The sequence below is a fragment of the Vibrio sp. D431a genome, from assembly GCF_030248655.1.
Classification (GTDB): Bacteria; Pseudomonadota; Gammaproteobacteria; order Enterobacterales; family Vibrionaceae; genus Vibrio; species Vibrio alginolyticus.
Genome location: NZ_JAHGAP010000007.1, coordinates 35,193 through 56,942, shown reverse-complemented (window position 1 = coordinate 56,942; position 21,750 = coordinate 35,193). Strand labels below are relative to the sequence as shown.

At 41.9% G+C, this 21,750-nt stretch carries 16 protein-coding genes; 5 read left to right on the top strand and 11 right to left on the bottom strand.

Annotation, left to right across the window (positions count from 1 at the left end):
* Positions 1 to 228: 228 nt before the first annotated feature.
* The 3 genes from KJB35_RS05295 (at position 229) to KJB35_RS05285 (ending at position 3,591) form a co-directional block, all read left to right on the top strand.
* Positions 229 to 585 (top strand): hypothetical protein, encoded by a 357-nt coding sequence (locus KJB35_RS05295; RefSeq protein ID WP_171342957.1) that lies wholly within the window; start codon positions 229 to 231, stop codon positions 583 to 585.
* 113 nt (positions 586 to 698) lie between these two features.
* A complete protein-coding gene (locus KJB35_RS05290; protein WP_017634895.1) occupies positions 699 to 1,880 on the top strand; it encodes an FIST signal transduction protein in 1,182 nt (393 codons plus the stop codon).
* On the top strand, positions 1,870 to 3,591 hold the full coding sequence (locus KJB35_RS05285; RefSeq protein WP_005377471.1) for an ATP-binding protein: 1,722 nt from the start codon (positions 1,870 to 1,872) through the stop codon (positions 3,589 to 3,591). The genes KJB35_RS05290 and KJB35_RS05285 overlap by 11 nt, the downstream gene beginning before the upstream one ends.
* 620 nt (positions 3,592 to 4,211) lie before the next feature.
* On the opposite strand, the gene KJB35_RS05280 is transcribed toward KJB35_RS05285, so the two are convergent.
* The 3 genes from KJB35_RS05280 to matP all read right to left on the bottom strand — a co-directional run bounded on the left by KJB35_RS05280 (position 4,212) and on the right by matP (position 5,426).
* Complete coding sequence (locus tag KJB35_RS05280) at positions 4,212 to 4,535, bottom strand: hypothetical protein (protein WP_213907961.1); 324 nt, start codon at positions 4,533 to 4,535, stop codon at positions 4,212 to 4,214.
* 114 nt (positions 4,536 to 4,649) lie between these two features.
* Entirely contained in the window at positions 4,650 to 4,961 is a 312-nt protein-coding gene (locus KJB35_RS05275; RefSeq protein ID WP_005377468.1) for a DUF3634 family protein, read from the bottom strand.
* A gap of 15 nt (positions 4,962 to 4,976) precedes the next feature.
* A complete protein-coding gene (gene matP, locus KJB35_RS05270; protein WP_005396497.1) occupies positions 4,977 to 5,426 on the bottom strand; it encodes a macrodomain Ter protein MatP in 450 nt (149 codons plus the stop codon).
* Positions 5,427 to 5,636: 210 nt separating this feature from the next.
* Here matP and KJB35_RS05265 point away from each other — a divergent pair, with 210 nt between their 5' ends.
* Positions 5,637 to 7,277, top strand: a complete 1,641-nt coding sequence (locus KJB35_RS05265; protein WP_170890639.1) for a Lon protease family protein — start codon at positions 5,637 to 5,639, stop codon at positions 7,275 to 7,277.
* A gap of 70 nt (positions 7,278 to 7,347) precedes the next feature.
* Positions 7,348 to 7,866 (top strand): bifunctional 3-hydroxydecanoyl-ACP dehydratase/trans-2-decenoyl-ACP isomerase, encoded by a 519-nt coding sequence (fabA, locus tag KJB35_RS05260; protein WP_005390081.1) that lies wholly within the window; start codon positions 7,348 to 7,350, stop codon positions 7,864 to 7,866.
* 140 nt (positions 7,867 to 8,006) lie between these two features.
* Here the strand turns inward: fabA and rmf are convergent, their stop codons facing one another.
* From rmf to KJB35_RS05220, 8 genes are all read right to left on the bottom strand, one after another.
* The gene (gene rmf, locus KJB35_RS05255) at positions 8,007 to 8,180 is read right to left on the bottom strand and encodes a ribosome modulation factor (protein WP_005377453.1); all 174 of its coding nucleotides are present in this window, start codon (positions 8,178 to 8,180) and stop codon (positions 8,007 to 8,009) included.
* A 181-nt stretch (positions 8,181 to 8,361) separates the two neighbouring features.
* Complete coding sequence (locus tag KJB35_RS05250) at positions 8,362 to 10,095, bottom strand: DUF3466 family protein (RefSeq protein WP_005390080.1); 1,734 nt, start codon at positions 10,093 to 10,095, stop codon at positions 8,362 to 8,364.
* 7 nt (positions 10,096 to 10,102) lie between these two features.
* Positions 10,103 to 12,022, bottom strand: a complete 1,920-nt coding sequence (locus tag KJB35_RS05245) for an ABC transporter ATP-binding protein (RefSeq protein WP_137282029.1) — start codon at positions 12,020 to 12,022, stop codon at positions 10,103 to 10,105.
* Positions 12,000 to 12,242 carry a glutaredoxin family protein gene (locus KJB35_RS05240; RefSeq protein ID WP_017821808.1) on the bottom strand — a complete coding sequence of 81 codons (243 nt, stop codon included), beginning with the start codon at positions 12,240 to 12,242 and terminating at the stop codon, positions 12,000 to 12,002. The genes KJB35_RS05245 and KJB35_RS05240 overlap by 23 nt, the downstream gene beginning before the upstream one ends.
* Positions 12,243 to 12,263: 21 nt before the next feature.
* On the bottom strand, positions 12,264 to 14,384 hold the full coding sequence (gene rlmKL, locus KJB35_RS05235) for a bifunctional 23S rRNA (guanine(2069)-N(7))-methyltransferase RlmK/23S rRNA (guanine(2445)-N(2))-methyltransferase RlmL (protein ID WP_053350765.1): 2,121 nt from the start codon (positions 14,382 to 14,384) through the stop codon (positions 12,264 to 12,266).
* A 486-nt stretch (positions 14,385 to 14,870) separates the two neighbouring features.
* Complete coding sequence (locus KJB35_RS05230) at positions 14,871 to 15,413, bottom strand: cell division protein ZapC (RefSeq protein ID WP_005377444.1); 543 nt, start codon at positions 15,411 to 15,413, stop codon at positions 14,871 to 14,873.
* A 168-nt stretch (positions 15,414 to 15,581) separates the two neighbouring features.
* Positions 15,582 to 16,592, bottom strand: a complete 1,011-nt coding sequence (gene pyrD, locus KJB35_RS05225; protein WP_017634281.1) for a quinone-dependent dihydroorotate dehydrogenase — start codon at positions 16,590 to 16,592, stop codon at positions 15,582 to 15,584.
* 311 nt (positions 16,593 to 16,903) lie between these two features.
* Positions 16,904 to 21,745, bottom strand: a complete 4,842-nt coding sequence (locus KJB35_RS05220) for an NAD-glutamate dehydrogenase (protein ID WP_062730584.1) — start codon at positions 21,743 to 21,745, stop codon at positions 16,904 to 16,906.
* Positions 21,746 to 21,750: the final 5 nt, after the last annotated feature.

The following is a 21,750-nucleotide window of genomic DNA, read 5'->3' as shown; positions in this document are numbered from 1 at the left end:
ACTTTTACTTCCAACACGACTTGCGTCGTAACACCACCCAAGTAAACTCTAGAATTCAAGTGTTATCATCACCTTATTTCCATTGCTGACTTTAATAAAAAGTGGCATTTTCAGCGTGACACTATACTTGAATTAACAATTCAATGACAGGGTAGTAACCTTACTGGACCTCTGGAAATCATTTTTTATTTAAAAAGTTTGAAGTTTGTAACAAGGATATTAGTAATTATGCCTGCACAAAAGTTAACAAAGGCGCGACTTGCACAAATCTTAATCATGCTCAGTGTTTTAATAGGCGCATTTTTCTGGCGTACCTTTACACACGAGAGTGTTAATAGCGTTGACTGTTCACAAAAAGAACGATGCGATGTAACAATTGAAGGAGAAATAATCACGATTAATCGTGACTCAATGGGAATTTCGCTCGAAACGATAGAAAGTAGCACTCTAAAAATTGATCTAAATCAATCTGGTAATTTTATCAATCTCAACGAGAAGCATAAGTCAGTAGAATGGGACATCATGCCTGAATCGAAAAAAATCACCTTTAAAAAAGGTGAAAACATTGTTGTAGTTCAATTATAAATACGATCTATCACGAGATAATCGTAACTTATTAATGAAATTAACACCTTCTTACCTAGAGAAAATTGGTTGGAATGGTATAACAGCAGAGTGATATCCAATTATAAAATCGTATGCATTGCCAATCAGTTTTTACTCATATTAAAGATGAAGACTCAGCGATAAAAACGCTCAGGTCCGAATTGACACAACAGAACTTGTCTTACGTGATGTGTTACTACACGGAAGAATACAATTTCGAGTTGATTCGAGAAGCGTTTCTTGCGCATTTTCCTGGTGTGCCTTTTCATGGCGCCAGTTCATGTCAAGCCGTAATGACAGATCAGGGCTTTCATACAGGACCAGTAATTGCGGCACTTGCTGTTTATGATACAGGTCCTCATGCTTATGGTACTGGTATTTCTAATCACAACTCAGGTGACAGCGTCACCAAGGCTTTGGATATGGCCCTTGAGAACGCAAACCGTGTAGGAGAGGTACCAAACTTAATTCTACTTCATGCTACACCAGGGCAAGAGGAATCAATCATTGCGTCTATAGATGAAAGATTTGGAACTCTAATTCCAATTATTGGTGGTTCGGCCGCTGATAATAACATCGCTGGGAAATGGTCTGTGATAACCGCCCAAGGCTCTCAAACTTCAGGTTTAAGCTTAACTCTCTTTTACTCCTCTCAACCTGTTGATATCGCTTTCAGCGCTGGGCATACACCAACTAATATCAAAGGTGTTGCAACCAAGACCAACGATAGATGCTTACTTGAAATTGATAATGAACCTGCGCTCAATGTTTATAGAAGGTGGACAAATCACCAGGATAACCAAGTAGGTAAAGATAACATGCTGTTTACAAACTCGAGTGCTTATCCATTAGGGCGGATCGCAGGTCATCTCTATGATCGCCCATATTACAAGTTATCCCATCCGATCCGTGAGACGCCAGATGGTGGAATCGAGTTGTTTACACGAATAGAAGAGGGTGACGAGCTCACATTAATGAAAGGAAGTCGTGAGCATCTCGTTGCGCGCGCTGCAAAAGTCGTCAATGCCGCTTTTAACCAAAAATTAGAAGAGTCTCGAAAAATTGGAGTGATAAATATCTTTTGCGCAGGTCCCATGTTGCACTTAATGCAAGACATGAATAGCGTTTGTGAACAAATTAACCAAGAACTAGAACATTTGCCTTTTATTTGCCCTTTTACTTTCGGCGAGCAAGGTAGATTTATTGGTGGTGAGAATGGACATGGAAACCTGATGATTTCATCGGCTATATTCCATAAACCTTATGAAAGATAAATACTTAGACATATATCAACAGGAAGCGCTTCAAGAAGCGTTAGTTGAGCTAAAGCAGGCTAGACAAAGAGAACGACTACTCGCTGATGAAAACAAGGCCATTCTTTCCGCGATATCTGCGATGAGTGAGGCAAAGAATCGGCATGAGATATTTACGGGATTAAACAATGTCCTCAAAAAGTACATCAACTTCGATGATTTTATTGTACTGACTCGTGATGGTGAACGATATCCCTTCAAGACATTGATATCAACTAATAGCGTATTTGATAATGTATCCTGGTTACACGGTAACACCTATCAAAGAGCTCTCAATGGTGAATGCATTCTACTGTTCGAGCCAGATAAACTCGCTGAGTTTGTTAACTTAAACAGCTTTATAAAAAGCCATGTAAACTCGGTCGTTTTAACTGGTATACGTTCAGAAGTAACGCAAACCGTAATCCTACTTATTGGAGCTCAGAAAGGGCACTTTAGCATAGAGAATAAGGAAACCTTGAGGCGGTTTCGTCCCTTAATTGAAAGGGCGGTCATTGATATCGAGACCAAAGAGAAGTTACAACGTATCGTTGAAGTAAGAACAACTCAGCTCGCTAAAGCAAGAGAAGAAGCAGAGCTTGCGAACCGGTCTAAGTCGGAGTTCTTAGCGATGATGAGTCATGAAATAAGAACCCCTTTAAATTCCGTTCTTGGAATGCTAGATATACTGAAGCAATCAACCTTGTCAGAAGAACAAATTGATGCTTTGAGCCAAATGGAGTGCTCTGCAGAGTTACTTCTCGCGATAATCAGTGACATTCTTGATCTTTCTAAAATCGAGTCAGGTCGCTTTCAGCTCAATGAACAATGGATTAACTTAAGAGACACTGTCACTTTTGTTATTTCTCAGCAAAAACAAATCGCTAAGAAGAAAAATCTTAAATTCAAGCTCAACTGTACTGTCACTAATGACAAACAATTTTGGATTGACTCCACGCGGTTATCTCAAATCCTGTTTAATCTAATAGGAAATGCAATAAAGTTTACAGACGAAGGTGAAGTAAAAGTTTCTGTATCTGAGCAAGATGCTGAACTTGTGATCTCAATATCTGACACTGGAATTGGTATATCTAAAGCAAAGCAAGAGCACTTGTTTACGGCATTTCATCAAGGAGACCGTTCCATCACGAGACGCTTCGGTGGTACAGGACTGGGGCTCGCAATAACCAAGCATTTAGTTGAAATGATGCGTGGCAAGATTGCCGTTAAAAGTGACGAGCATGTTGGTTCAACCTTTACGATTTCGATTCCAGTTTTGACTCGTTGCAATCAAAATCGTCCAGTTAGAATCGAAACCAATCAACCGACAAAAGCAATGGAACTTCTCGTCGTAGAAGATACCGAGTCGAATCAGTTCGTAATAAAGCTTATCTTAAATAAGCTTGGCCATAATGTTCATATCGCAAGCCATGGAGCAGAGGCATTAACATTTTTAGAAGAGAATGAGGATTTAATCGATTTGATTCTCATGGATGTCTCGATGCCAGTGATGGATGGAATTACCGCAACAAGACTTATTCGAGATAAAGGTCTCAGGACCCCAATTATAGCGTTAACTGCACATGCGCTAGAAAGCGATAGAGATAAATGCCTGGATGCCGGTATGGACGGATTCATTTCCAAGCCAGTTAGAAGACAAGATATCTTTGAAGCTATACAGTCATTTCAATAAGTAAAAAGGCGTTAATATAGATCTTAACAATCGATAGATTATTAAGATCTATATTAAGTATTTTATGGTAAATAACGATTATGTTTAATGCTCACAGTAAGGCCCTTAAATTTAAAATCTGCAGGGGAATAGGAGCATACTCAGACAACATTTAGCGTACAGCAATACGCAATTTAACATAACACATATAATGCGCACTAAGGAGTGAGATCTCAAAGCAATAATGTCCGGTTTTAGCTACTTTAAAATGTCCTCCTAAGATTAACAACATTGTTTGCTTTTGAGGCTTTAACCGAGGTTCCTGTGGACTTGCCATCGCTAGTTTGGTTTGTGGTTATGCTTACGAAGCAAATCAAATCTCTTATTGAAAATTGATGCGCGCTTAGTCCCCGACTTACTGGCGTGTCCTTCCGTAAGCACCTGAATCAATCTATGTATGGTGATGATGGCCAACTCACTGAATTTGCCACTCAATGGCATCACGATTACTAACTTAAGCGCTACCAAACAAAAAAGCCTTTCATACTCGCCTCGTACAACAGCAAAAATCAGCTAAACGCTCTAATCGCTCCGCAACGAAATCTGCCAAAAATCACGAGCTCAGTTGCGTTCTGAAACAATTATAAGCCTGTGGTTATATGGAGGCGAATGTACTTTTCGGGGTATTTGTAACGATAGCGTTTTCCTTTCTTCAAGTTGGACTTAACGTACCTACACACTTTTTGGTCACCACTGCTGGTTACTCTTTTTAATACTGCGTTTTTACTTTTGTGCTCCATTTCTATCATGACGTCACAATAACCTTGATAGCCATCAAACTTATTGTCTACTTTCTTTTGAAGCTTAGTCTTAATCTTTTTAGCCAACAGGTTCGTTTCTGAATCGTCAGCAAAAACTGAATTACTTGCAAAGATCAATACCATTAAAGTTACAACGTATCTCATCGTTTTGGTCCGTTTATGTTGTTGATTGTTCGATGATAAGTAATTTTTCTGTAGATACGAAAATGGGACGCCACATTGCGTCCCATTTAACATGATGAAGTAACTGATATGTAATTAAGCGCGCTTCTTGCCTTTGTTTGCTTTGAAGCCCTGGTGCGGAAAAACGTTACGAATCCTCTGTTGAACTTTTTTGGGAATGCCTTTGGAAAAGCTTAAGCGCATTCCTGTTCGTTGGCTATACACCTTCATTTCACCAGTAAACGGGTTATGCTCACTAATATCCTGTAAGTTGTGTTTGAAAGAAGGAGGTAGATGCCCTTTTACGTTACTAATATGGCCATTATCGAACTTTACTTTTAACACCGGCCTATCGACTGCGATCAACCAAAAGATCACGATGGCTGCAATTAAGATTACATATAACATTTGGCACTCCCTATCCTAGCTAGATAGCAATTTACTCAAATCCTCTTTAATTGAGGTAACTTTTTGACTCGCTTTTTCACTTCTCGACGCTTCGGAAAGCAAATATTCAATTGCGTCAGATAACGTACAACCAAGTTCATTCGCTCTACTAGAAAGCTTTTCCCAAACTCGGTAATCTAAATCAATGGATTTCTTCTTTGTATGGACTTGCTCTGCATTGAAGTGACGTTTCCGTTTCGCTCGGATAGCCTGCTTGAGTTTATTATCTAACTCTTCTGACATGTGGTTTTCTATCCAAGCTAAGACAAGTGTAGGCTCGTGTTCAAGGCGTTTTAGTTCTGCGACCGCTGCATCTGCTTCGCTTGTATCAATATGTCGGGTAATCGCTTCACCATCTTTCCATTTTTTGATGAGATACTTCCATTTCCACCCACATTCTAGATTCTCAAGCTGCTGATATTTCATTTGTTCCGACCCATAAACATAACCTAGTGACAGCGTAACCCAGATGGTTTACTTGGGCAAATAAAACTCTTAGAAGTATCGATGTTGATCACTCATTTGTCTAAGTATTGTTCATTGAGAGATGAATGCCGAGAGCAAACCAAATTGGTGCTAGGGTGTTATAGTCCGTTTCGTTATAATGTCGGCAAGATTGAATTACGATGAATTTTAATGAACCAACTTAATTGGCAAGACGTAACACCTTCACTTGAGCAGTACGAAGCACTTTTAAAGTCTGCACCTTCGTTAACAAAGAAGTCTTTTACTGATCTCCAACCGAGAATGTCGGCAACGATATCTCGTTTTTCAAAAATTTCCGGATTGACGCGAGTACTACTCATTAACTGCGTAGATAATTCTGTATATAGAGAGTTCATCAGTAAAGCTCTTCAGAGCCAGTCTAACGCTGCGATAGTTTTTTCGGAATCACTTGATGCCAAACGTTTATTTGACCGTTACAGTGTTGATGTAAGTGGTGATATTGCCTTCCAACCTGGTTTAATTTCACAGGCAGATAACGGTTACTTAATTGTACCGGCTAATCTAATTTTGGCTAACCCAGGGCTTTGGCCAAATATAAAGTCTGCAATTCAACAAAACCTTATCGAGCCACTGAACCTAAGCCCTACTCGTTTACCTACTTCAGTACCGCAAGCTAAAGCTTATGATGTAAAACTGATTGTAACAGGAGAAAGAAGTCAGTTAGCAGAGCTAGAATACATCGATGAAGACTTCTGTTCTGGCTTTGCCATGTATACGGAAGTTGAAGAAGATATTCATCTGTCAGAGCAGAATTTGACAGATTACTTTGGTTTAGTGAACTGGATATGTTCTCAATATCAGCTGCCTCACTTAACTGAATGTGGTTTTAGAAGATTGTTGCTAGCCGGTATGAGATTTACTGAAGATCAACATTATCTGCCTTTAGGAGTAATGTGGCACTCTCAACTTCTAACGCTTGCCAGCCAGTTCAGTGATGGTCACGCATTAGATTACAAGTCGTTAGATAAAGCGATTGACGACAAGTATTACCGAGAATCTTACCTTCCTCAGCGTGCCGTGTACGATATTTTAGATGGCCAAGTCATCATTGAGACAACTGGGGAACAAGTTGGTCAAATCAATGGCCTAACCGTTATTGATATGGCTGGGCACCCTGTCAGCTATGGTGAGCCTGCACGAATATCTTGTGTAATTCATTTTGGTGATGGCGATGTTTCCGATGTTGAGCGCAAAGCTGAGCTTGGAGGCAATCTACATGCAAAAGGCATGATGATTATGCAAGCTTTCTTGAGCTCTGCTCTGAAACTGGATGAACCACTGCCTTACTCAGCCTCCATCGTATTTGAACAGTCTTATAGTGAAGTTGATGGTGACAGCGCATCTCTTGCAGAACTTTGTTGCTTGGTAAGTGCTTTATCTGAATCTCCAATTAATCAACAAGTTGCGGTTACAGGGGCTGTTGATCAGTTTGGTCGAGTGCAAGCCGTTGGTGGCTTGAACGAAAAAATTGAAGGTTTTTATCAGGTTTGTAAACATCAAGGTTTTACAGGAAATCAAGGTGTTGTGATGCCAAAATCAAACCTTAAACACCTTGCATTACATAAAGATGTAATAGAAAGCATTAAAAATGGTGAGTTCCATATTTGGTCCGTTTCTACCGTAGATGAAGCTATTCCGATTGTAATGAATAAACCTTTTAGAGGTGAAGACGATAGCATTATTGGCAAAATAGCGGAACGTATTGAAAACTTTGAAAGACATGAGCATCCAGAAGGAATTGTGCAGCGCATCAAAAACTGGTTTGTCTAGTACTGATCGGAGTTGTTTAGCGTACACGTGTTCACTAAGATGCAGCTATCAAAAATTGGAGTAATTGATAATGCAAAACAAACGTGATTCTTATAACCGTGACGATCTACTTGCTTCTAGCCAAGGCGAACTGTTTGGGCCTGGTTACCCTCAGCTTCCTGCGCCAAACATGCTAATGATGGATCGTGTTACTAAAATGTCTGAGACTGAAGGCGATTTTGGTAAAGGTTTGATCTTGGCGGAATTGGATATTACTCCAGATTTGTGGTTCTTTGACTGCCACTTCCCTGGCGACCCAGTAATGCCGGGTTGTCTTGGCCTTGATGCGATGTGGCAACTTGTTGGTTTCTTCCTTGGCTGGGTTGGTGGCAAAGGAAAAGGTCGTGCTCTGGGTGTTGGCGAAGTGAAGTTTACAGGTCAGATCCTGCCAACAGCGAAAAAAGTGACGTACGAAATCCACATGAAACGCGTTGTAAACCGTAAGCTTGTGATGGGTTTGGCTGACGGTCGTGTATGTGTGGACGGCAAAGAAATCTACGTAGCAAAAGATTTGAAAGTTGGCTTGTTCCAAGACACTTCAAGCTTCTAATCACGATTTTAATCGATTTATTAAGGCTCCTATTTAGGAGCCTTTTTGTTATCGAGTGTTAACCTACTTCCCTATGTCCCTATAATGTAGAAAAGGCTCCGTAGAGCCCTTTCGAATCCTTCTTTTTGTATGTGGAGAGTTTATTTGTAGAGACCAGATTGTCTTTCATCTCTGGCATCACGCCAACCACCTAACCAATACGACCGAGCATCAACTTGTTGATATGGGCAAGCCTCTTGAGACCTTCCATTCAATCCAGCTTTGTAGCCTTGAGATTGAGCTCGTTCTAGGCGATCACGCTTTTGTCTCTTCATAGTTAATTCCTCATACAGGTCCATTTACTAACGTACAGCTGTTATTGTGAAACTTTGATGGAGTTTTTATGACTCCACTTATAAGAATCGATCAAAGTAGGCAATTTCTCAAGGCATAAAAAAAGCAGAGACTCAAATGTGTGAGCCTCTGCTTGATTTAAAAATTACTGACGATTTTTAACTATTTTCTACGGAACCCAAACAATCCAAGCATGGTCAAAGCTAACCAACCAAGGCCTGCACCTTGACGCTCTGTCGTCGTTGAGTCAATGCTTCGAGATACGATGTCGTCCTTAGTTGCGTCAGCAATAGGTACTAGTTTGACTGCTACAATTTGCTCTTCAGAGCTACATGTCGCATTGTTTGCTGTTGTGCTATAACCACCTGCACATTTCATAGCAGTACCAGAGATCACACCTGCATCATTGATATCAGTTGCGTCGATAATACGGAACTGATTGTTTTGTTCAGAGTAATCACCGCCATTAGTCAAACTGTCTAGGAACCAAGCTTTTCCATTAAACAATGTTGCAGCACGTTCACTAGTCTCGCCACCTAGGCTATATGGATAGATAAAACCGCGCTTACGACGTGGCTTGCCATCGTCTTCACGAGTCGTTTCCGCATCAAGTTGCCCGACGATTTCATTGTAAGAGTTGATACCGCCCATCTTACCGCCCGCACCGCTAAAGAAAATGCCAGTAGTTGGGTAAAAAGCGCTAATAGAATCCTTACGAACATCATCTACGATAAAGAGACGATTCGGAGCAGAGCCCGTTGGCATTAAGTATCCGCCCGAACGTTTCGCTTCACCAATAGCAACAAAATTAGAGTTAACGTCGGTTAAGCGTGAGTTTGTATGAACCGTATCATCACCTTCGCGCTGTCTAGCTCCTACAACAACTTTATTTTTCCAAGTTGCGTTTTCAACGCTACCTTCGGCTTCTAGAGTTCCGACAAAAACAGTCGCATTCAGGTAGTTATCATCACTGTAAGTGTTGTAACCTACGCCATAGACCGTTGTTCCATCAGTGACAAGGTCACGCATGCTCCCTTGAGCTAACCTTTCTCCATCTTTAGATGTGCCACTAGGCCAAGCCAATTCACTGACGGTTCCGCTTTGATCCCAAATCGCTGCTTTTGATGTGTGGTGAGATCCATTGGTATTGCTTGCTGTTCGAGAAACACTGCCAACAGTAAAAATGCCGTCTGTGCTCCAAGCATGGCTTTGCACAACACTTGCGTCACTATCGCCAGTAAGAATATTTGGCTCTACTGGTGCAACTACGGTATTTCGTGTTTCTAATGTAGAAGTATTTTCTGTGCTAACTTTACTCTGATTACCGACAGCTGCACCACCCTCGGTAAGCTGGTTGATAACATTGTTATATTCATTTTTATAAGCAGCAGAATCTTCTTCTATGAACGCTAACGCATTAGAAGTAAAGTCTTTACTACGTTCTTTATTCCACGGCGTCCAGTTTACTGAAGCCCATGAGTCACAGGTGGAATAGCGAAGCTGGTTGTAACAGTAACGCTCAAAGTCTTTGAGTTCTTGGATGTAATAAAAGCCAGCGTCTAATCCGAATGGGATTTCTTCACGATAGCTGTTCCCATCCACGGCTTGTGTCGCTGAAATCGGCGTAGTGCGAGTTTCCATTGCAAGTTTAAACTGCTCTGGCGTGCAGTTTGCTGCTGCATCAAAGCAGCCTAAAGCGAAAGGTGAACCTGTTGAAGGATCTGTACCTGCATCGCCCTGTTGAATTGCAACCCCGTAAGCCGTTTGGTAGTCACCGTTTGAACCATGATCCTGAGGTGAAACCTCAACAACTTGATACAATGCCGCCTGTGCGTTCATTGTGGTACCAACCATCATTGCAATGGCGGTCAATTTGAATTTATTACTACAATTCATTGAATTCTTAACTATCCTGTTGCATTGCTTCGAGTTCTTCCCATCTCTCGAATGCGATTTCCAACTCCTGCTCTAGTGCAGCAAGCTGTTCCAATACCGGCTGAGTTTGCTCTACAGGTTTAGCAAAGAACTCTGGATCGTTCACTTGCTCCTGAAGGCTCTCGATATCCGACTCTAATTGTTCAAGTTTAGCTGGTAGAGCCTCTAATTCTCTTTGCAGCTTATACGATAACTTCTTCGAATTGTTCTTAGGTTGCGTAGTTTTGGGAGTTTCCTCAACCACTTTCTCTTTCTTCGTTGGTTTTTCAACCTGACTGCGCGAAGCAAGAACTTGGTCACGCTGCTGTTTAGCATCATGATAACCACCAACGAACTCTTCGATTATACCGTTACCCTCAAAAATCCAGCTGGTTGTTACTGTGTTGTCTACGAACTCACGGTCGTGACTCACTAACAATAATGTACCCTGATAATTGGCAAGCATTTCTTCTAAAAGTTCCAACGTTTCGATATCCAAATCGTTAGTTGGTTCATCAAGAATAAGTAAGTTGTTTGGTTTCAACAAGATACGGGCTAGCAATAATCGGTTTTTCTCACCACCGGAAAGTGCCTTAACCGGGGTTCTGGCGCGCTTAGGTGCAAATAAGAAGTCTTGGAGATAACTCAGCGCATGACGCTGACGTCCCCCAACCATTACTTCTTGTTTCCCATCCGCTAAGTTATCGATCACTGTCTTTTCTGGATCCAAAATCTCTCGGTACTGATCAAAGTACGCGACTTCTAATTTTGTTCCGCAGTGTAAACGACCAGACTGCGCTTCCAATTGCCCTAATAGCAATTTAAGTACCGTACTCTTACCGCAGCCATTTGGTCCGATAAGTGCAATACGGTCACCACGCATGATGTTAAAGCTAAAGTCGTCGACAATTGTCTTGCCTTCGTAAGCAAAAGATACATTTTCTGCTTCAAATACAATCTTACCTGAACGAGAAGCATCATCGATGTTTAGGTTAACTTTACCTTGAACTTCACGACGGTCACGACGCTCTTCACGAAGTTTTTTAAGGGCTCGAACACGGCCTTCATTACGAGTACGACGTGCTTTAATACCTTGACGAATCCACACTTCTTCCTGAGCTAGTTTCTTATCGAACTCAGCATTTTGCATTTCTTCGACGCGAAGCATTTCTTCTTTGTCATTCAAATACTGTTCGTAATTACCAGGGAAAGAAGCTAATTGACCGCGATCTAAGTCAACGATGCGTGTCGCCATCGACTTGATGAATGCACGGTCGTGAGAAATAAAGATGATCGAGCCTTTGAAGTCTTTTAAGAAGTTCTCTAACCATTCGATCGTTGTCACATCGAGATGGTTTGTTGGTTCATCAAGAAGCAATACATCAGGATCACAAACCAGAGCACGAGCTAAAGCAGCTTTACGTTGCCAGCCACCGGATAGATCGGTCAGTTTGGTTTCTGGGCTTAGTTTTAAAGCGCCAAGTACGTTGTTAACACGGTCATCAAAGCGCCAAGCATTAGAATGATCAAGCTGCTCTTGAACTTTCGCCAAACGGTTAATGTTCTTCTCACTTGGGTCTTGAGCAACAAGATCGAGAAGATCGTGATAGATCTTCAATTGTTCGCCGATTTCAGCCAAACCGCCAGATACGTATTCGTAAACTGTACCCTCTTGATTGCGCGGTGGATCTTGTTCAAGCCGAGAAACTACTACGTCTTGAGTTATTTGAATCTTGCCATCATCCAACAAAATGTCGCCGGCAAGCACTTTCATTAACGTGGACTTACCTGCTCCGTTACGACCAACTAAACAAACGCGTTCGTTTTCTTGAAGAGCGAACTCCGCTTTGTCTAGCAATGGGTGGTCACCAAATGCAAGTTGTGCGTTATGAATGGTAAGTAATGCCATTATTATCCAACCAATGTGTGAGTTGTTCTAAGTCAAACGGCCAGTTCAACTCAGAATCTTGATATTTTAAGACGGGTATTGTGACGCCGTAACGAGAAAATAGTACATCATCGAACGCAATATCGATGATATCTGTTTGCTCGGCCAAACCGACTTGGTCTACTAGAGCAAATGCCATCTCACAAAGATGGCATCCCTCCGTGCTATACAATATCAGCACGTATTAATCCTTTTGTTTATACTACGCGTGCGTTACTAGCCAACAGTTATGAATCTGTTTATTACGCGCAAAATCTAATGGTAACGTTTGAGAAGAAATATTCTGAGCCTTCAAACCCAATTCAGCGAGTGATTCTTCATCCATCTTGAAATGACGTTTGTTATTTGAAAATACGATTGTGCCTTCACTTCTCAGTAAACGTTTGAGGTTCTTCATTAGCTTAATGTGGTCACGTTGTACATCGAATGATGTTTCCATACGCTTAGAGTTAGAGAACGTAGGTGGGTCAATAAAGATCAAGTCGTACTCACCTTTTGCGTTTTCTAGCCATTGCAAACAGTCCGCTTGTTCATATTTATGTTGGCGCCCTACACAGCCATTAAGCTGCATATTGTCTTTCGCCCAATTCAAGTAGGTGTTTGACATATCGACAGTTGTAGTGGAACGCGCACCACCAACTGCAGCGTGCACTGTTGCACTACCAGTGTAAGCAAACAAGTTAAGGAAATCTTTACCCTGTGCCATTTCGCCAAGACGACGACGAGTGATCTTATGATCCAAGAACAGGCCTGTGTCTAGGTAGTCATGAAGGTTCACGATCAGCTTCACACCGTACTCGTTTACTTCGAGCGTCTCTGATACCTGACCTAATTTTTGGTACTGGCTTCGACCTTTCTGCTTCTCACGAACTTTCAGTACAACTTTGTTCGCTTCGACACCGGTCACCTGAATCGTCGCACGGATAATGTCCGTTAGACGACGCTTGGCTTTTTCTTCAGGGATGTTCTTAGGTGCTGCGTACTCTTGAATCACAATTTGATCGCCGTACACGTCGATCGCTACGTTGTATTCTGGAAGGTCTGCATCGTAGATACGATAGCAGTCTAGTTTCTCTTTACGAGCCCACTTGCCAATCTTGCCAATGTTTTTCTTCAAACGGTTTGAGAAGTCTGGTGCGATTTGAACGTTAGTATCTGCACCTTTAACTTCATCAGCGCTGCGCTCGGCAATGCTGTAGTTCTTTTGGTGACACGGTAACGCACCGTTGTTCAATTTAAACTGTTTATCAGCGCGCATGCGAAGGCAACTCAAGAGCTCGTCTGAGCTAGAGAAGATAGATGCTTTACATCCGCCAAACTCAGATTTTAGCTGTCCACCGAATGCGGTATAGAGCGCAATCAGCCCCGGCTCAGTTCCTAGACGCTCACCGTAAGGTGGGTTTGAAACGATAACACCGTGTTCAAATCCTGCGGGACGAGTAATAGTTGCAGCATCACCTTGCGCAAACTCAATCAACTCTTCAACACCTGCTCTGCGGGCGTTTTCTTGAGCGACTTTTAATACTTTGGGGTCGTTATCGAATCCAAAAAACTTAGCGTCAACTTTCTTGACACCTCGTCTAGCTTGAACATTAGCCTCTGATTTAATCTCAGCCCAGGTCTCCGGTTCAAAGTCTTCCAAAACTTCGAAGCCCCATTGTTTGCGCTTAACGCCAGGTGCCATGTTGGCTGCCATCATTGCTGCTTCAATAAGCAAAGTACCAGAACCACACATTGGATCGAGTAATGGTTGATGCCCATCCCAGCCACAACGCATGATAATCGCAGAAGCAAGCGTTTCACGTAATGGCGCACGACCCGATTCTGGTCGATAACCACGCTGATGAAGACCACTACCTACCATGTCTACCCCAAGCAACGCTTTATCTTTATGCAAACGAACGTGAATACGAATATCTGGGCGTTCTTTGCTGATATTAGGACGTGGCAAGCCTTTGTTCTCAAAGCAATCTACGATGCCATCTTTGACCTTCATAGCCCCGTATTGGCTATTTCTAATCTCACGGTTTGTGCCGTTAAAGTCCACAACAAAGCGTTTAGAGCTATGAAATTGGTTAACCCAGTTAATAGTGGAAGTGGATAGATACAAGTCCATGTCGTTGTTACACGTGAACTCAGATAAAACACGTACAAATCGAGACGCTAAACGGCTCCACAAACAACAGCGATAAACCTGTTCGTTTGTCGCTTTAAATTTTACGCCTGCCTGTACTGGTTTCGCATTTTCAATGCCTAGTTTAGTCAGTTCTTCAACAAGCAAATTTTCCATGCCATTTGAAGTTACCGCGAGATATTGATTCATAGTGTTCTTTCGCTGATAAAAAATGGCTTCAATTATACCTGACTTTACGATCAATGCCTCGTTTTTAAAGGTATTTTGCCACCCGTTAGTTCAAATCATCACCACTCAAATGATCTAAAACTTTCAACATCTTTAGTTTGAATGTTTTTCATTCATGAACGTATTTTGTTTCCTTTAGAAGAAGTGAATACTTATTTACGCTCATTTTGGTATATACCAGCTAGGATTGATTGATGTAAATTACTTACAAATACCCTTTATAGGGGAATAAATAGGGTTGTTTTAGGCGCTAGGTTGCCTAATTAAAGGAGTAATCAAATTGAAATAAGTAAAATAAAAGTGACCAGCTTCATGTTTGCATGCATAGAAAACAAACAGTTTCATGGTATTTCGGATTGGAGTGTCAGAGGAAAGGACAAAAAAAATCGACCCACTAAGGTCGATTAAGGCAAACAAAGGAACGAAATAAAGAAAAATTAAACAGCTTTAACCCACCATTGCCATAGGGGTCATTGCAAAGAGGTGGTTTGCACAAGCCATGCGATCATGCATTACTTTAATCGGCTGCCCAAATTGAAGCGCCTTATTGCCATCAAGAACAAAGGCTTCTTGGTTAACATAAGCACATAAGCTCGATGTTTCGCCTGGTTCTAGAACGATGAACATACCATCAGAATATTGATTTGTGAGAAAGACCATGTCCCCTTCTTGAGGTTCATAATCAGAGGACTGTGCATCGAAGAACCAGCTCTTAGGCTGTACAGGTTTATGAAAACGCTTTGCAGCAACACAATACAGTGTTAATTCAGCTTGGCGATATTCACTGATATCGAGACAGCGAATGCGCTCATTAAACGTTTGAAATGCGCTGGCGTCATCAACGGTAAATTCACTGTTTGAGAAGGCACAGTTAACCAACAATTTTCGGGATAGATTGGTTTGGAAAATCATTTCCTCCCCCAGATCCAGCATTAAGCAAGCTTTTTGCTCGTCAAAATACCAATTCCATTTGTCGCTGGGTTTAAGCATTATTCCGTTCTCTCTTGACTAGTTAAATCAGTGGTAAAGAGGTAAGACGCTTAATTACCTACTCGTGATTTTTAAATTCTACAAACGAACGGATAAAAAAAAAGAGGAAACAAAGTCCTCTTTTTTATGTAACAGGTACTGATTTTTCAGTAGTTTTTGATGTATGTGTTAAAGATTCTTAACAATATCACGTACGAGACCTGGGCCGTGGTAAATAAAGCCAGTGTAGACTTGAACAAGTTTAGCGCCTGCCATGATCTTTTCTTTGGCTGCAACATAGGAATCTACACCACCAACACCGATAATTGGAAGTTTGTCTCCAAGCTCTTCATGAAGCTTACGTACGACCTCCGTAGAGCGTGATTGCACAGGGCGACCACTCAAGCCACCTGCCTCATTGGCGTGTTTCATCCCTTCTACGATCGTGCGATCCAAAGTTGTGTTAGTCGCGATCACACCATCTATATTGTTTTTCAATAAAGAATCGCAGATTTGGCAGATTTCATCGTCACTTAAATCTGGCGCAATCTTTAATGCTAACGGGACATACTTGTTGTACTTCTCTGATAACTCCGCTTGTTTCGCTTTTAATTCGGAAAGCAGTTCATCAAGCGCTTCACCATATTGAAGTGAACGAAGACCTGGAGTGTTTGGCGATGAGATGTTTACTGCAATATAGCCAGCATACTCATACACTTTTTCCATACAAATCAGGTAGTCCTCTGCCCCTTTTTCAATTGGCGTATCTTTATTTTTACCGATATTAATTCCGAGAACACAATTGAATTTTGCTCGTTTAACATTCTCGATCAAATTATCAACGCCTAGGTTATTAAAGCCCATGCGGTTGATGATCCCTTCTGCTTCCACTAAACGGAATAAGCGTGGTTTATCATTACCTGGTTGTGGTCGTGGCGTTACAGTGCCGACTTCGACAAAGCCAAAGCCCATGGCATCAAATGCTTCAATACATTCGCCGTTTTTATCTAAACCAGCCGCAAGACCAACAGGGTTACGGAATGTTAGACCCATACACTCAACTGGACGAGTTGGTAACTGTTGGCGGTAAAAGAGATCAAGTGGTGTGCCGTTAAAGCGTTGGAAGTTCTTGATTGCAAGATCATGTGCCTTCTCGGCATCGAGTTGGAAAAAGCCAGTTCTGGCTAGACGGTAAAGCATTGTGCCTCCGAAAGAAAAAAGCCCCGTGTAAACGGGACAATATTATTTACCGTTTTTCATCGTAATTCAATGAAAATGAACGTAATAAGTAAAAACCTATATATTTATAAGATTTTCAAATATAAAACAAACAATTACAATCAAGTTTCTGCTATAAAAATCGTAACTAACCGCTTAAAAGCAATCGATTTCACTCTGTTTTAATTTCAACTCAATGTGACAATGTAACTATTTTCGTTCCAAATGTGAATAATAGATAATAAAAAGCCCCGTTAAATAACGAGGCTTTTACTTATGACTTGATTATTCCACTACTCTTTCGATGAGCAGTTGAGGTTTAAAAGTACTAGCTCTCGAAGTGCTACAGAGAACTTAGCAAATTCGTGTACTGAGCCAACTTTGAACTCGTTTAAGATACTCTCCCAGCGGTGCAACGATTGCTCGTTAGTTTCAATCCAATCTTCTAACGCAGCCATCACATCAAGCTCTTCGGTTGAGCAGCCACAAGTCAGTACCTGAGCGGTAAGTTGACGTTGTTGCCAGTCCAGATCTTCACGGAATGCCGCTCTTGCAAGTGCTTGCCAGTTGTTATCAACGGCTTGGCTATTAATTTGCTTCAAGAACCAATGCAACGATAAACGGTCACCCAAGTTAAAGTAGAGTTTCGATGCTTGCTCAACCGTTTTACCTGTTTCACTTGCCACTGATGAAATATCCAGTGCAGATTGTAAGCTTGATAAGCGGGCAACTTGGTGAGCGAGTTTCTCTTCAACCCCTTTCTCTATCCAACCTTGAGCCAAGTCATTGTGTTCTTCAACTTCAGACTCAACTAACATAGTGTCTAGGGTTTCAGTGATAACATTGACATCTTGCTTGTAGATAGCAATCAACTCACCGACCGTGCATTTGCCGCTACGGTTACGAAGCAACCAGCGTGCAATTCGACGCAGTGCTCGGCGCACGTAAAACATAATTTCGTATTGAGCTTGCGCTGTCGCAACGTTATCAAGTTTGCGAGTTTGCTTGAGGATTGCTTCTAAATCAAAGATTTCTCTAGCCGCACTGTAAGCATTGGCAATATCGACAACACTTGCACCAGTTTCTTCTTGCAAACGAGTAACGAAGTTACAGCCCATTTCATTAACCATCTGGTTAGCCAATGCTGTAGCTATAATTTCAGCTCGCAGTGGGTGATTAACCATTTGATCTTTATAGTTACGTCGTAACGCACTTGGGAAATATTCAACAAGTTGTTTTGCATGGAATTCATCATTTGCGATTTCATCCGTAACAAGTTGCTGTTTAAGTACCATTTTACCGTAGGCAACTAACACTGATAGCTCAGGGCGAGTCAGGCCTAGTCCCTGTTTTTCACGCTCGATTAGCGTTTCATCATCAGGAATGTATTCGAGAGCACGGTCCAAGTACCCTGCTTTCTCCATAGTGTGGATGAATCGAATTTGCTCCTTAACAATGCCAACACCTTGCTGTTCAGTAACAGAGATCGACTCCGACTGACGGTAAGCATCATCCAAGACAATTTCACCCACTTCGTCTTCCATAGACTCTAGAATTTGGTTACGTTGCTTAACCGTAAGATCGCCATTTGAAACCAGTCCATTGAGGAAGATCTTGATGTTGACTTCATTATCCGAACAGTCAACGCCACCTACGTTATCAACGAAGTCCGTGTTCACTCGACCGCCAGTTAGTGCGTATTCGATACGACCAAGCTGAGTCATACCCAAGTTACCACCTTCGCCAACCACTTTGGCTCTTAAGTCACGGCCGTCAATGCGCAGCATGTCGTTAGCACGGTCACCAACATCTGTATGAGTTTCCGTCGATGATTTAACGTAAGTGCCGATACCACCATTCCAAAGCAGATCGACTTTCATTTTCAAGATCATCTTTATCAGATCGTTAGGCGCTAAAGATGCTTTCTTCGTACCTAACATTTTCTGAATTTCTGGCGTCAACTGGATCGATTTTGATCGACGAGAGAAGATGCCACCACCTTGAGAGATCAAGTCTTTGTTGTAATCTTCCCAGCTTGATCTTGGCAAATTAAACAAGCGGTTACGCTCTTCCCAGCTGCTGGCTGAATCTGGATTTGGATCAATAAAGATGTGCATGTGGTTAAACGCAGCTTGCAATCGAATATGCTTCGATAACAGCATACCGTTACCGAACACGTCACCTGCCATATCACCTACACCGATTGCAGTAAAATCAGTGGTCTGACAGTTGATGCCCATTTCACGGAAGTGACGTTTAACAGATTCCCAACCACCTTTTGCGGTGATTCCCATTGCTTTGTGATCGTAACCGTTTGAACCACCTGAAGCGAATGCGTCACCTAGCCAGAAGTTGTATTCTGCAGAAACAGAGTTTGCCAAATCTGAGAAGGTTGCTGTGCCTTTATCGGCAGCCACTACTAGATATGGGTCATCTTCATCGTGACGAACAACGTTTTGTGGTGGTACCACCTCTCCTTCAATGATGTTATCTGACACATCTAGCAGTGCACGGATAAAGCGTTTGTAACAACGCTGACCTTCCGCAAAAATTTCATCACGCGTGGTGAGAGATGGCTGGCGTTTACAAACGAAGCCGCCTTTTGCACCCACAGGTACGATAACAGTGTTCTTAACCTGTTGCGCTTTCACTAAGCCAAGAATCTCCGTACGGAAGTCTTCTTGACGATCTGACCAACGCAAACCACCACGAGCCACTTTTCCACCACGAAGGTGAACACCTTCAATATCTGGTGCGTAAACAAAGATCTCGAATGCAGGTACAGGCTGCGGAATCTCAGGAATATCACTTGGCTTCATTTTCAAAGATAACCAAGGCTTAGGCTGCTTATTCTCGTCTACTTGGTAGTAGTTGGTACGAAGCGTCGCCATGATCATTTCGATATAACGACGAATAATACGATCATCATCCAAGCTCTCTACACGATCCAACTGCTCTGTTAGCTTTTTAATTAGATCGTTTTGGCCTTTCTCGCTGCCTTTGTGTTTCGGATCAAATCGCTTGGTGAACAGCTTGACTAGACCTGTCGCTAAGTCTGGGTAGTGGCTTAGCGTGTCTTCGATGTACTGCTGACTGAATGGGAAGCCGACTTGGCGCATGTATCGTGCGTAAGCGCGAAGAATGGAAATCTCACGGCCAGATAAAGACGCACCTAATAACAATCGGTTGAAACCATCACTTTCAAGATTACCCGCCCAAATGGCAGCAAATGCTTGTTGGAAACGATCACGAGCTTCACGAAGGTCAACGGTTTTCTCGCTCTTATGCAGCATAGAGAAGTCAAGGATCCAGAAAGTCTGACCGTTGTTTTTCTCGATCTCATATGGCGATTCGCCAATCACACGCAAACCAAGGTTTTCCAACATCGGCATTACGTCAGAAAGGTGAATTGGTTCATCGCGATGATATAACTTTAAGCGGACAGCTTTGGAATCTGCTCCCTCTTCTTGAGGTCGGTAGAACAACATACCAAGTTTATTATCATCACTTAACGCTTCTAAGCGCTCGATATCTGCAACCGCAGAACCTGGCATCATGTCCTCTTTGTATGAGCGAGGGAACGCACTCATATATTCTTTTGAAAGAGGAAGGCCTTTACTTTCACCAAAGTTAGCAATGATGGATTCTTTTAGTCTGTCATCCCAAGAGGTAGAAACTTCCATTAGATTTTGCTCGATCTTTTTCACGTCTACGTCAATGTTGTTATTGTCTACACGAACAATGTAATGTGTTCTCGCTAGTGGGCTTTCTGAGAAGTACGTTGTAAATTCAACCTCTTGCTCGCAACCAAAGTACTGCTTAAGAATGCGTTGAGTTTGACGACGCAATTCTGTGTTGTAACGATCTTTAGTGACATAAACCATGCAACTGAAGAAACGACCAAATGGGTCTTTACGAACAAACAAACGCAGCAAGTCACGATCTTGCATTTGTACAACACCCATTCCCACCTCAAGCAGCTCTTCTTCATTAGCTTGAAGCAACTCGTCGCGTGGGTAGTTTTCTAAGATATTGTGCAATGCTTTGTATGAGTATGATCCGTGACGGTATCCACTTGCTTCAAGGATACGGTCAACTTTTTCGCGGATCAAAGGAATACTTTGTACCGCTTGGTTGTAAACGGCGGAGGTATATAAACCAGTAAAGCGATGCTCACCTATTACTTTACCGTTTTCATCAAACTTCTTAATACCGATGTAATCAGTATAAGCCGGACGGTGGATACGAGATGCTTTGTTACCTTTGGTGATGATCAGAGCGTATGGTTTTTTCGCTTCTAATCGCGCTGAATCTGATAATTCAGAGAGCTTGACGCTACGCACGCGCTTGTCATCAGCAAACAGACCTAGTCCTTTTTCTTTAGCAGGAACAAGTTCGGTATCACCATTGACCTCTTTTAAGTCATAATCTTTATAACCCATAAAGGTAAAGTTATGATCTTCTAGCCAACGAAGAAATGCGATCGTTTCATCCATACGATCAGTTTGGATAGAAACACGATCTTTATTTTTCTCAAGTTCATCAGTAACAAACTTAAGCTTATCAACCATCTGCTTCCAGTCATCAACGACTAAGCGAGTATCAGATAGAATTCTTAACAGCTCTTCTTTAAGCGCTTGCATCTCGTCTTTACTAGTAAGGCGGTCTACCTCTATGTGGAAAAGTGATTGAAGAACACCACCCTCACCGTTTACGTCTGTAACTTGGCCTTTTTTATCACGCTGAATCTGTGTTGGGTTATTCAACATTAGGTGACAAACAAGATCCAAACGCGCTAAAGCCATTTTGACTGAGTCCACTAAGAATGGACTATCTGGAACAACAATTTCTACGATTGTGTGTGTGGATTGCCAGCCTTGACGACTTACGGTCGGGTTAAATACTCGAACCGAAATCTCTTCTGGTTTTTTTTCATTGATATGGTGCCAAAGACTAACGACAGCACCATAAAGGTCGGATTCGTTTCGCTGAATTAGATCATCATCAGCAATGTTACTGAATAAGTGTTGAGCAAGTTTAGTTACAAGCGTTTGGTGAGAAAGCTCGAGTTTGTCTTGAATCAGTTGGTAAACCTTTTCAAGCAGAACCGGCACTACATTTTCACGCGCGGTCATATTCA